This window comes from Ureibacillus xyleni, assembly GCF_900217795.1.
Lineage (GTDB): Bacteria > Bacillota > Bacilli > Bacillales_A > Planococcaceae > Ureibacillus > Ureibacillus xyleni.
This window is the reverse complement of sequence record NZ_OBMQ01000004.1, coordinates 98801-111308: the sequence shown is the minus strand read 5'-3', so window position 1 is coordinate 111308 and position 12508 is coordinate 98801. Positions and strand designations below refer to the sequence as shown.

The following is a 12508-nucleotide window of genomic DNA, read 5'->3' as shown; positions in this document are numbered from 1 at the left end:
TATGAAAGAATTATTCCCTGCTAAACAGGTAATGGGCTTTGTCTTTTCACTCATTTTAACTGTCATTGCCTTATTCGTGTATTACACAGATATGTCATTTACAGTAGGTATGACAGTTTTACTAGTTACTGCGTTCATCCAAGCATTTTTACAGCTCGTTGTATTTATGCATGCTGGTGAATCAAAAGATGGTAAATCCATCTATACAACAATTTTCTACGGTGCAATTATTGCAATCGTAACCGTATTTGGATCCTTATTAATTTTATTATGGGATATGTAAATACCAAAAAGAGCTCAGACATTTCGTCGAAGCCACTGAAAAACTAAATACCGATAAAAATTTATAGTAATTATTTGCTTCTAAATAGAAGGTGGGATTCACTTCGCTTTCCACGGGCTTGGCTTCAGCCTCCTCGTCGCAAGCTCCTGCGGGGTCTTCAGCTCAAGCTGTTCCCGTAGGAGTCTTCGTGAATCCCACTTCCTAAAAGATCTGAGCGTATTTTTATTATAAAAATTTATTAAAATCGACTTTTTCAGTGCCCTACATTTCGTCTGGCTCTTTTTTTACTAATGCCAAAAATATTTAAGTCTCCTCAGCTGCTCTCTCAGTACTTTCGTGTTCAAACAGCTGCATAAATAAACCGAACATATATAGAAATATCCCGCTTTTGACTAATTCAATCCCAAACCATATTGAAACGCTTACAAAAAAACTTAAAACAAGAAGAACAACCCCACTAATGGCAACAGTTGCAGCAAGGTATCTAAAAAAATTGAACATCTTCGGTCACTCCCTGTTTTCTCTCTTTCATAAAGTCTTGCTTGTTACTACTATATGAAAAGAGTTCACAGAAAAGTCACAACACTATGTTATTTATTTAAATTGTTTCCTCGCGAATCATCAAAACTCCAACTAATCCAACGAATGAAAATGTTAGTGGGATAATCAAGGAATGATGAAGGGCTATGTGCATTTCGTCTGTTGGAAAGAAATCGATTACTTTTCCGAACAACATCGGTAATAGAACTGCACTTAAAAACCCGCCTGTATTGGCAAATCCTGAGACGACCCCTACTTCATTTTGTGAAAAAGTTTTTCTTACTACGGCAAACGTTAATGCACTAACCCCGTTTCCAAGCCCAATTAAAAAGAATAGAAAAATGATTACAATAATAGGAGGTTTCGTTCCAGACAGAAATATCATGAGCCAACTAAGAAACACAAGTAAATGAAAAAAACGATAAACCTTCTTAATTGAATCTTGTCTTCTCGTGATCCAGCTAATGAGAAAGCCACCAATAATTGCACCAAAAAGACCAACCATCATTAATTGACTTGCATTTGATAATGACAGGTCAAATACATGGATGCCATATGGAACACCCCAAGACCCGATAAACCCGATATAGGTGCCAAAAATCCCGAAGTGACAAAAAAATGTGGCCCAAGCTTGGCGTGTTGAAAATGTTTTTTTTACTACATCCTTAACGCTCCCCCTTTTTTCCTTATGAATCTCATCTAACAACAATTGCTGAGTTTTTTTTACTAAAACAAAATATAAAAGAATAGCCGATAAAACAATAATAGTGCCAATGATTAGAAATGGTGTTCTCCAACCTGAAAATTCAATCCACGTTGAGAGTGGTAGTGTTGCTGTTAACAACCCTAAACTTGCTACAAGAGATACGAACCCCATTAATTTGACAAATTCTTTTGTTCGAAACCATTGACTTAAAATTGAAATTAAATTGACAAAAATCATTGCGTCCCCAGTTCCAACGATAAGTCTTGAAAAAATTAAAAGAAAACTATTGTCAGCAAAACTATACATTATACTTCCAAGCCCCGTAAGAAGAGTCCCTATTATTAAAAAGAGGTTCGGACCATACCGATCTGATAATAACCCAATCGGAATTTGAAGCCCTGCATAGGCAAAAAATTGAAAACTGCTCATTAACCCGATAATGGTCGCCGAAACTTGAAATTCAATCATTAATTGATCTGTTATAACGCCCGGTGCTGTTCTTTGACTAATAATTAAAAAGTACACTAATAAGGTCACCACAAGGACTATCCATCGATAGCGACTATCTTGTTTCCCCATTGCATTCCTCTCCTTAAAAGGTAACATATGCAAAGAGGTCGTAAATTTCTACAATTAGTTTACATAATATGATTATTGGTTAAATAAAAAAGCGTTAATCCAAAATTTTTACATTAAGGATTAACGCTAGTATTTCTTATTGATAATAACTTTTCACACAATTTCTACCGTCTTGTTTTGCTTGATAAAGAGCTTTATCTGCAGCTTCAATTAATTGCAATGGTGAGCCATATTTTGTCGGGATGATGGTTGCTGTTCCTAAGCTAATTGTAACGTGATTTTCAATTTTAGAACCAACATGAGGAATATTTAGCTTTTCAACAATTTCCCTAGTATTTTCAGCAACGATTTTTGCTTTCCCTTCATTTATTTTAGGGAGAATCATTGCAAATTCCTCCCCTCCATAACGAAACACCGTATCAAGCTTGCATGCATTGCTGATTGCATTTGCCACTTCTTTCAAACAATCGTCTCCTCTTTGGTGACCATATGTATCGTTATAAGCTTTAAAGAAATCAATATCTAACATAATTAAAGATAATGGCTGGTTGTTTTCACAAGCCTTTTCCCACTCAAGTTCAATTCGTTCATCAAAACTTCGACGATTCCAAATACCAGTTAAACCATCCTTCGTTGATAACTCTCTTAATAGTTTGTTCGCCTCTTTAAGTTGTTGTTCTACAAGCTTTCTTTCTGTAATATTACGAGAAATCGTATATATTCGAGAATCTTCTTCATTTTGCTCTTTCATAAATTTAATAGAAGATTCAAACCAGATGTATTCATTGTCTTTTCTTTTAATTCGGTAGGTCGAAACAACGTATCCATCTTTTAATAATTTTTCATGGCTTTTTGCAATTTGTTCCCGATCATCTGGATGTATAAAAATATAACTATCGTGCCCTAGAATTTCATGGTCATCATATTGCAAAATTTCTTTACCTGCTGGGGAAACATATAAATAATTTCCATTAGCATCGTGAATCGTAATCATATCACTAGAATATTCGGTAATTGTACGGAACCGTTCTTCACTTTTCGCAATGGAAGCAATATGAGATTCAATAACACTCGCCATATTATTAAAATTTGCGCTTAGTTCATGAAACTCTCTTATTTCATGTTGATAAGTTTCAAGGTCTAAACGATAGCTCCAATCACCTATACTAAATCTCTTCGTTCCATCTAATACTCTTTGTATCGGTTGTTCAATTTTTTTCGAGACAGCAATCATTAAAACATAACCAATGAGGATTAGGAGGAAAATAATACCAGCAAAATATAGCACCATGTTATAAAAAGGTTGATAGATGGTTTTTTTGTTAACTTCACCAATGATGAGCCATTGATTATGATGAACCCATTTATAACTTCCCATTACGGAATCACCATTTGAAGTTTTGTAAAATTGATCAATGTATTTTCCGTTTAAGGCATTTTCGAAAATATCCGTTTCAATTCTTTCCCCGATCGTACCCTGTCTCGACTCTGTAATAATCATACCGTTTCGATCGACTAAATACGTTTCTCGGTTACCATCTTGAAATTGCTTTAAAACTTGATTAACTGTATTGATTGAAACAGAACCAAATACAAGCCCTTGAAAATTCATTTTTTTATCATATACAGGAGCTGAAACGATAATTATAGGCTTTTTTGATTGTTTTCCAATAATCACATCTGTAATAAATGAGTTTCCAATCTTTGCTTGTTCAAAATAAATACGGTCTGAAACATCCAAACCTGGCGTACCAGAAGTATCAATTTCTGTTATTCCTTTACTATTTACAAAAACAATGCCTTCAAATTCGTTTTGGTTTTTATCAAAGGAATCGAATATTTCAATACTTTTTTCCAAGTCATTTCCTTTAATCGATGGAAGTTCTGCAAGGGAGCGAATTGTCATCATTCGTTCTTTTAACCACGTATCGATAGCAAGTTGTTGGACATTTAACATATTTTCAAGATCTATTTTTACATCGTCTCTTCTTTGTTGTTTTTCTAAAATAATAAAAGGGATAGATGCAGCGAAAACAAATAGAACAATAAAACAAATAAACCAAAACCGCAATCTTCCCTTTAAGCTTGGTATTTTAAATAATTTATAGATGCTATTAAACAATGGTTCCACCCTTACGTTGCGACAATTCAATCTTTCTTGCTTAAGAATATAGGAAAAACATACAAAACACAATTCCAATATGAGCAAGGTTTTTAACAAATCTATGACACTAACCTCTAATACTTACAGTGTATATTATTTATCAAAATGAAAAAACTACTCCTTATTCACTATTATCTCCACTTTCTAAATCTATCAATAATAATCAATTGGAGGAGTATATTTTGACAATGATGAACGATGTACCTGAATCTAAGGTAGAATCTCCAATAACAGCAAATACTAGCGAAAATCCATATGAAATCGTAAAGTCCCTTTTAAAAGAATCCGTCATGGCTTTACAATTAAATGAAGATGTTTACCGTATTCTCGAAAAACCTATTCGTGTTTTAGAAGTATCCATACCAGTAAGAATGGATGATGGCTCGATCAAAAGCTTTACAGGGTACCGTTCCCAACATTCAGATATATTAGGTCCGGCTAAAGGTGGAATTCGTTTTCATCCAAATGTTAATATTGATGAAGTAAAAGCGCTTTCCATGTGGATGTCGCTGAAATCAGCAATTCTTGGTCTTCCTTTTGGTGGCGGTAAAGGTGGTGTCATTGTGGACCCAAGACAATTATCAGAATGTGAGTTGGAAAACTTAAGCCGTGGCTATATCCGAGCAATCACACCAATTATTGGCCCTGAGAAAGATATCCCAGCACCTGATGTGAATACGAACCCGCAAATCATGGGTTGGATGCTCGATGAATATGATCGTTTACGTGGATATAATGTTCCAGGTTTTATTACCGGAAAACCAATCATCGTGGGCGGTTCACAAGGAAGAGTTGAAGCAACTGGCCGTGGAGTCGTTATTTCGATTGCAGAAGCTGCAAAAAAATTAAATATCCCTCTGCAAGGTGCCACTGCAGCTATCCAAGGGTTTGGCAATGTCGGAAGTATGACAGCAAAGTTCCTTCACCAACTAGGAGTGAAAATTGTTGCAATCACGGATATAAAAGGCGGAATATATAATGAAAATGGCATTGATATCCCTGCCTTACAGCAATTTGTTTCTAATACAAAATCTGTTGTCGATTTTCCTGGTACTAATAACCTTGAGAGTGAGCAATTGTTTAGTTTACCAGTAGACATACTAATTCCAGCTGCTCTTGAGAACCAAATAACGACTGAAACAGCGCCACAAATTCAAGCAAAAATCCTTGCTGAAGCAGCGAATGGACCGACAACCCCTGATGGTGACCGTATTTTAAACGAAAAAGGCATATTCGTCATTCCGGATATACTTTGTAATTCTGGTGGAGTGACAGTGTCTTATTTTGAATGGGTTCAAAATAATATGGGATATTATTGGAAAGAAGAAGAAGTAAACGCGAAGCTAGAGGAAAAAATGATTCACGCCTTTGAAGACGTTCACAAAATGCATCAGGAAAAGCAAGTGAATATGCGAGAAGCTGCTTATATTGTAGGCGTTGGACGAATTGCAGAAGCTTACAAAGCACGTGGTTGGATTAAAGATTGGTCAATGCCTTTTAAATGTAAAGCTTAAGGAATCCTTACGCATTCGCGCATGAATAAGCGCGAATGCTCTTTACTGTTGAGCCACTTGTAAAATGACGTCAGCTGCTTTTTTTGCACCACCAGCACTTCGAAAACTTTCTGAAAGTTTGACCGCATTTTTTTTGTATTTGTCGTTTGTGAAAACCATCTCTACCACGTTTACTAAATTACTCGCTTTCAATGCTGTTAATCTTACCCCTGCTCCATAATCTTCCACTTGTTTCGCAACAAGCTTTTGTTCACTATGGAACGGATATACAATCATCGGAACCCCAAAATATAAACTTTCACTCACACTGTTCATTCCACAGTGGGTAATAAACACATCAGCCTTTTGTAAAACTTCAATTTGATTAACTGAATTTTTCACCGTAAAGTGGTCGGGTAATCTTCCAAGTGAAGCGATATTCGTATGATCACCAACTGACATAATGACTTCATAATTACTTTTTGTAAAAGCTTCGATGCAATGACGATAAAAATGATAGTTTTGATTTATTACTGTACCTAAGGAAATGTATATAACTTTCTTACTTTTATTTGTAATTATTTTATTGGCATTTTCAATTGAAGGACCTACAAAGGTGAATTTTTCAGAGAAAGTTTGTGCCATTGGTTGAAATTCTTTTGTCGTATAAACAATCGTGTTTGTATCTTTATCATTTTCGATAATCGAAACGAAATTTTCTACTTGATAGCCGTGGCTTTTAAGTAGTTGTATTTTTTTATGAATCCTCGGCATCCCAATGAGCATGTTAATGATTTCTTTTATTCCGCGCTTCATTAGTTTTGCGGTATGTTGATTAAATGCAAAAGAAGTTGTTGAACAAACAAAAGGAATAGAAAGTTTTTTAGCGAATAATTTTCCCCATAAACATAACGAGTCACTGACAATACAATCTGGTTGCAATTCTTTTAGTTCTTTACATACTTTGTCTTCTAAGGCAATCGTTGTATCAATGACCATTTCAATTAATGATGCAAAATCTTTTCCTGCTTTTCTAGCTATCTCTTTTTCTGTAATTGACGGTAAAAAGTCATCACAAGAAATAAACGTTGCTCCAGAACGTTCAATTTTTGTTTGAAATTCATTGAATGAATAATACCAAACTTCATGCCCTCTTTTCACTAACTCAGAAACAACAGGGATTGTTGGATTTGTATGACCATGGGCAGGAATTGAGAAAAATACAATTTTACTCATCTTGCTCTCCTTCTACCTTTGTGTTTCGAACTAATTCAGCAAATTCTAAAATTTGCTCACTTTTTAATATGGCGATTCCTTTTGATTCATCGTCACCTAACACGATGAACTTATCGCCGGCATGAATGTGATATAGCTCCCTCGCCTGTTTTGGAATAACAATTTGGCCGCGCTCTCCAACTTTCACTACCCCAAAAAAGTGTTTTCCTTTTGGTCCCAAATGTTCAATTTGCTCTTCTGACATATCATTTGATAATTGATCGAGTGTAATCTGAAAAACATCCGCTAGTATTTTACACTTTTCAATGTCTGGTAATGCTTCACCACTTTCCCACTTTGCGATGGTTTGCCGGGAAACATTTACTTTTTCAGCGAGCATTTCCTGACTCAATTTATGTTTTTTACGCAATAATCGTATATTCATACTTATCATATCGACAACTCCTTATAAAACTAACTATATAGAAGTTTTATAAGGAATTCTATCAAGCATTGCGTACATTTTTTGTTAAATATCGTGGCAAAGTCAATACATAATTTCCACAATTATGGGGGATGATTATTTATGTATAAACGACAGAGAGAAGGAACATTAATGGATGATAAAAATACACTTTTCAATATGTATGCAATGCTCAATTCGATGCAAGGTCAACTAAATCAATGTAAAACATATTTAGAAAGTATGATGGAAGAAAAAGGTTACGATTTTAGTACCATACTGGAAGATTATGATGTGGCTTTGTCTCAAGACGATAAATTAATGTCATAACTATTTACATTACCTTCAGTGCTGGGCTCCATGAATACAGTTTTCACTGGAGGTAAATTTTATTTCTAAGGTTATCGTCCTATATAAGAGTTTAGTAAATACATAACATAGTTTTAAATGCTTTTGTAAGAATTTCCCTAAAAGGAGGCATGCGAGTGTATTATTTTTACCATCCACGATATTTTCACTCTCCATATGCGCCAATTTCTTATCGACCTGTTCACCAGAGACCTTCTGTGGATCATAGGCTGTTACAACAAACACCCAATCCATCGAATCAAAATCCGTATCCCCCAGTAGATCCCAATTATTTATACCAATCTGCAAACGAAACAAAAAAGTTAATGAAAGATGCCAGTTTAGTACTCGATCGATTAGCATCTTCAAAAGACTTTGATGAAAAATTAATGAACCATGCACAACTTTCTGAGAGTGAAGAAGTAAAACGGTTAATTAAGTCAATTGGAATTACCTCCGATGTAGAAGCTGTTTATAACCCCGATAGTTTACGATTAGAATTTATATCCCATCATTCAAATTCTGAATGTTGTAGACTATCCATCGTACTAAAATGGCGGTAAATTAATAAAGCAACTAACTTCCTTACATAAGAAGTTAGTTGCTTTTTTTCCATCTTATTTTGTATTCATCGGGGCTTTAAATACCACTTACCTTTAATTTTTATATTCATCACGTCTATGAATTCTTAAAAATTTTAAACTGACTTTGGATGATGGCGTAATTTTCCATTGCTTTAGACTAACAATTAGCACGAATGATACAATAGCCCCTAAGCTAGAAAGTGCCATTACTAGCCCCATGGAGGTGGCCGGATTCTCACCTATTCCTGTTAACGGTGCAACAATTCCTGCGATTACATATTGAAGTACCCCAATTAATGCAGCAGCACTTCCAGCAATTTTTCCTTGGTTTTGTAATGCCAACGATTGTCCAAGAGCATTTTTATATACAAACATGTAGTTTTTTTATACGATAACAATGGATTTTACTAAGGGGAGGAAAAATGATGACTACTAGTAATTTACTCTCACCATTGACATTACCAAATGGCATTGAATTAAAAAATCGTATCATTATGGCACCAATGACAAACTGGTCTTCTAATGCAGATGGAACGGTAACAGAAGAAGAAGTAAAATATTATGCCCGTCGTTCTAGTGGGGTTAGCATGGTTGTTACGGCTTGTACGAATGTAACAGCAAATGGCAAAGGGTTCCATGGTGAATTTGCCGGAGATCGAGATGAAATGATACCAAGCTTGAGAAAAATAGCCAATGCAATTAAAGAGCAAGGTGCAAAAGCTGTGTTGCAAATTTTCCATGGCGGAAGATTATGTCCACCAGAGCTTGTGCCAAATAACGAAATAGTAAGTGCAAGTAATATTCCTGCAGAAGGGTCGACTAATATTCCAAGAGCGTTAACGGAAACAGAAGTGGATGAGATTATCGAAGCATTTGGCGAAACGACTCGTCGTGCAATCGAAGCAGGTTATGATGGGGTTGAAATTCACGGAGCAAACGGGTATTTAATCCAACAATTCTTCTCTCCTCACGCGAATCGACGGGAAGATCGTTTTGGTGGTAGCCTTGAAAACCGAATGACATTTCCTTTAGCAATTGTCGATAAAGTAAAAAGTGTTGTTAACGAATATGCAGATTCTTCCTTTATCATTGGCTATCGTTTTTCACCTGAGGAACGAGAAACACCCGGAATTACAATGGGCGATACCCTAACACTTGTCGATGCTTTAGCAGATAAGGGATTAACCTATTTACATGTTTCTTTAAACCAATTTTTCTCCACGGCAAAACGAGGAGTTGAGGATTCTTCAAAAACTCGAATTGAGTACCTTTTAAAAACGATTAATAATCGAGTTCCGTTAATCGGTGTTGGTGGAATTCAAACGGCTGAAGATGCAAGGAAAGCATTGGATACAGGAGTTTCCCTTGTCGCACTTGGAAGAGAGCTTATTATCGATCCAGATTGGGTACAAAAAGTTGCAGAAGGAAAAGAAAATGATATCGTAACAACACTTCATAAAGAGCAGCAACAACAACTTGTCATACCAGATCCACTATGGAATATTATCATTAACACGCCAGGTTGGTTTCCAATTGCATAAATTTTTCGAAAGGCCCTTTTTTAAAGGGTCTTATTTAATTTCAAATTATTGTGTACATAATCGTTCGTGAAAATACTCATATTAGTCGAGAAAGGAGATGGTACTTTTGAAGAAGAAAAACAAATTAAAGAAGAAAAACCCACTAAATGTAGCAAATGAAGAAGTTCGTTACAATCACAATGAAGAATTTGGATTAATGACAGTATCACATCCAGAAAAAAGTAATTCAAAAAAGTTATCCCTTGAAGAAGTGATTTTCAACATGGACGAAAATCAAGGTGGAATGGCTTAATTTCAAGTGGTGAGTCTTTATGTACTCACCTTTTTTACATAAAAAAACCCCGAACAAAATTCGAGGTTTCGTATAGTTATCGATTTTTACGTCTATTATTTTTTTGTTCTTGGTTGGCAAATTCATCACGATTACGGCTACGATTGAAATCAATTTCTTCACCGAATTCTTCACGATTGCCGTTAAAATTCGCTTCTAGTGCAAACTCTTCATTGTTATTTGCAAATTGATTTTGTTTATTTTTTCTTTTCACCATTTTCAATTCACCTCCACGCTCATTATTGTGAGTCAGAACGCTTTTTTTATTCTGGTAATAACTGCTTATGCAAACAAAAAAACGTCAATCCCGTAACGGAATCAACGTTCTTAGTCATTAATTTTTATTCAAACTTACTTCATATAAATCAATAATTTCTAAAAACCTTTCAGCTTCTCTAAAAGTATGGTCAGCAAGTAACGGGTGAATGTTACTTTTAATTCGACATGCCTCGATTAAGTCTCGAGCTGTCTTTTTAAAATCTCTTAACGACGTGACAGATACCCGATTTTGATCTAAAAATTGACTTAAGATTGGCTTTGTTTCAGATTGAGGGCGCATTGAATCAAGATCCATCGCTTGGAATAACAGCTGATCGAAATCATGGCTAAACTCTCTTGCTTGGTCCACCAATTTTCTTTCGGAAGGATCTAAAAGATGGCCAATAAACTTCGCATGGTCCGCCATTATTTTTAAGAAGAAAACATTTTCTTTGATAATGGCTTCAGGTTTAGGAGCAAGAATTCCTTGATTTAATTCTTTTAAGCGATTGGCAAAATAAGCAGCTTCTCTACTAATATGGTCAACTAATAAAGGATAATTATTGGAGGTAATTTCACATCTTAAAGTTAAACCTAAAACTTTTCTTTTGAATGCCCAAATATCTACAGCATGTTGATAAACCTCTGTATTGAAAGCTTTTACTAGTTGGATATCAGAGTTTATTGAAAACCTACTTAACTTTTCCTCTACCCTTTCAAATACTTGAATAAAATGCTGCGCTTCTAAAACGAGGTTCTTTTGGTCATATGTGAAGCCTAAAGATAAAAATAACGCGTGCTCTTTCATAATTCTTGACCAAAATTGAATTTCATTTAATGACCTTGCAACGATTGGATTAGCCATTTAGTCCCTCCTCATATCAACTCCCTACATGTATATGATTTATTTTTCCAAATATATTTTTTTAATTATAATATTTTTTTAGATGTTGGACGATAAATTCTGCATCATACCCAACACCTTGCAGAAGACCTGAACCACGGCGATATTGCCATGGCAATCCAATAAAATAAAGACCCTTCACATCTGTAACGCCGCGCTGATGGATGACTTTTCCATCGTCGCTAACTACTCCATTTATATCTAACCATGGAAAAATTGAAATAAAACCTGTAGCCCAGATAATGTTATCCACGTTAAGCGTAGTTTGATCGTTAAAAGTTATATCAGTATTTTTTCCATCTATTACTTTTGGCTTCATAAATACTTTATTATTCTTAATTGCATCTTGTAATTCATAGCCAAAAATCGGATCACCCTTTTTTTGAATTAACTTTCCAATAAAAGAATTTGCATCAGCCTTTAGTAATCCTAATCGATCAAACCACCAGAAAATACTTTTCTTTAATAATATCGTAGGCAAATAAGATAATTTTTTACTAATCGCTAGGTAGGTTTTGCGTTCCTTTGATAACTCCACAGCAATTTGGGCGCCACTATTCCCTCCTCCAACGACTAAAACATTTCCATCTCTTAGTTGGCTTGGATTTCGGTATTGTGTCGAATGAAGCTGTACAACCTCTTTTGAAATATTCTTTGACATTGCTGGAATATATGGTGTTTGAAATGCGCCAGTTGCGATAATTAGATTGTGAGATTGAAAGACACCTTGATTCGTTTCAATATGAAAAATGCCTTCTTTTTGCTCCACTTGTATTACTTCAGTTTTAAATTGAATAGGAAGCTTGAAATGGAGAGCATATTTTTTTAAGTATGACACAACTTCATTTTTATCGGGTAATCCATGAGCCTCCCCTTCAAATGGAAGAGCTGGTAAGGCATTGTACATTCTAGGTGTGAATAAAACTAAAGAGTCATACCGGTTAATCCAGCTCTCCCCCACTTCTTGCCCTTTATCTAAAATTAAAAAATGTTGATTCATTTGTTTTAAATAATATCCAACCGCAAGCCCTGCCTGCCCTGCCCCGATTACAATTGTGTTATACATTTTAATCTTATCCCCTTTTAATATATGAACATG

General features: G+C 35.1%; 15 protein-coding genes. 6 read left to right on the top strand and 9 right to left on the bottom strand.

The window, feature by feature from the left end; all coding sequences use genetic code 11:
- Window position 1: 1 nt before the first annotated feature.
- Window positions 2-283, top strand: coding sequence for a cytochrome aa3 quinol oxidase subunit IV (gene qoxD / locus CRO00_RS07635; protein ID WP_097073088.1), 282 nt, complete (start codon window positions 2-4; stop codon window positions 281-283).
- A gap of 303 nt (window positions 284-586) precedes the next feature.
- On the opposite strand, the gene CRO00_RS07630 is transcribed toward qoxD, so the two are convergent.
- The 3 genes from CRO00_RS07630 to CRO00_RS07620 form a co-directional block, all read right to left on the bottom strand.
- A complete protein-coding gene (locus tag CRO00_RS07630) occupies window positions 587-784 on the bottom strand; it encodes a hypothetical protein (protein WP_097073087.1) in 198 nt (65 codons plus the stop codon).
- 97 nt (window positions 785-881) lie between these two features.
- On the bottom strand, window positions 882-2108 hold the full coding sequence (locus CRO00_RS07625) for an MFS transporter (protein WP_097073086.1): 1227 nt from the start codon (window positions 2106-2108) through the stop codon (window positions 882-884).
- Between the two features lie 136 nt (window positions 2109-2244).
- A complete protein-coding gene (locus CRO00_RS07620; RefSeq protein ID WP_097073085.1) occupies window positions 2245-4230 on the bottom strand; it encodes a sensor domain-containing diguanylate cyclase in 1986 nt (661 codons plus the stop codon).
- A gap of 230 nt (window positions 4231-4460) precedes the next feature.
- Here CRO00_RS07620 and CRO00_RS07615 point away from each other — a divergent pair, with 230 nt between their 5' ends.
- Entirely contained in the window at window positions 4461-5786 is a 1326-nt protein-coding gene (locus CRO00_RS07615; RefSeq protein WP_337189411.1) for a Glu/Leu/Phe/Val family dehydrogenase, read from the top strand.
- Window positions 5787-5828: 42 nt separating this feature from the next.
- On the opposite strand, the gene CRO00_RS07610 is transcribed toward CRO00_RS07615, so the two are convergent.
- Both CRO00_RS07610 and CRO00_RS07605 read right to left on the bottom strand, forming a co-directional pair.
- Window positions 5829-7001: a macrolide family glycosyltransferase gene (locus CRO00_RS07610; RefSeq protein WP_097073084.1), complete on the bottom strand. Its 1173-nt coding sequence runs from the start codon at window positions 6999-7001 to the stop codon at window positions 5829-5831.
- Window positions 6994-7434: a helix-turn-helix domain-containing protein gene (locus tag CRO00_RS07605; RefSeq protein WP_097073083.1), complete on the bottom strand. Its 441-nt coding sequence runs from the start codon at window positions 7432-7434 to the stop codon at window positions 6994-6996. The genes CRO00_RS07610 and CRO00_RS07605 overlap by 8 nt, the downstream gene beginning before the upstream one ends.
- A 132-nt stretch (window positions 7435-7566) precedes the next feature.
- Between CRO00_RS07605 and CRO00_RS07600 the strand changes: the two genes are divergently transcribed.
- Together CRO00_RS07600 and CRO00_RS07595 are read left to right on the top strand one after the other, a co-directional pair.
- The gene (locus CRO00_RS07600; protein WP_097073082.1) at window positions 7567-7773 is read left to right on the top strand and encodes a hypothetical protein; all 207 of its coding nucleotides are present in this window, start codon (window positions 7567-7569) and stop codon (window positions 7771-7773) included.
- Window positions 7774-7928: 155 nt separating this feature from the next.
- Window positions 7929-8354, top strand: coding sequence for a YuzC family spore coat inner layer protein (locus tag CRO00_RS07595; protein ID WP_097073081.1), 426 nt, complete (start codon window positions 7929-7931; stop codon window positions 8352-8354).
- A 93-nt stretch (window positions 8355-8447) separates the two neighbouring features.
- Here CRO00_RS07595 and CRO00_RS07590 read toward each other — a convergent pair whose 3' ends face one another.
- The gene (locus CRO00_RS07590; RefSeq protein ID WP_097073080.1) at window positions 8448-8750 is read right to left on the bottom strand and encodes a hypothetical protein; all 303 of its coding nucleotides are present in this window, start codon (window positions 8748-8750) and stop codon (window positions 8448-8450) included.
- Between the two features lie 50 nt (window positions 8751-8800).
- Here CRO00_RS07590 and CRO00_RS07585 point away from each other — a divergent pair, with 50 nt between their 5' ends.
- A complete protein-coding gene (locus tag CRO00_RS07585) occupies window positions 8801-9916 on the top strand; it encodes an NADH-dependent flavin oxidoreductase (protein ID WP_097073079.1) in 1116 nt (371 codons plus the stop codon).
- Window positions 9917-10022: 106 nt separating this feature from the next.
- Complete coding sequence (locus CRO00_RS07580) at window positions 10023-10208, top strand: hypothetical protein (protein ID WP_097073078.1); 186 nt, start codon at window positions 10023-10025, stop codon at window positions 10206-10208.
- A gap of 76 nt (window positions 10209-10284) precedes the next feature.
- Here the strand turns inward: CRO00_RS07580 and CRO00_RS07575 are convergent, their stop codons facing one another.
- From CRO00_RS07575 to CRO00_RS07565, 3 genes are all read right to left on the bottom strand, one after another.
- Window positions 10285-10464 carry a hypothetical protein gene (locus tag CRO00_RS07575; protein WP_097073077.1) on the bottom strand — a complete coding sequence of 60 codons (180 nt, stop codon included), beginning with the start codon at window positions 10462-10464 and terminating at the stop codon, window positions 10285-10287.
- Window positions 10465-10581: 117 nt separating this feature from the next.
- On the bottom strand, window positions 10582-11370 hold the full coding sequence (locus CRO00_RS07570; protein WP_097073076.1) for a DUF2935 domain-containing protein: 789 nt from the start codon (window positions 11368-11370) through the stop codon (window positions 10582-10584).
- A gap of 61 nt (window positions 11371-11431) precedes the next feature.
- Window positions 11432-12475, bottom strand: a complete 1044-nt coding sequence (locus tag CRO00_RS07565; protein WP_097073075.1) for a flavin-containing monooxygenase — start codon at window positions 12473-12475, stop codon at window positions 11432-11434.
- Between the last annotated feature and the right edge of the window lie 33 nt (window positions 12476-12508).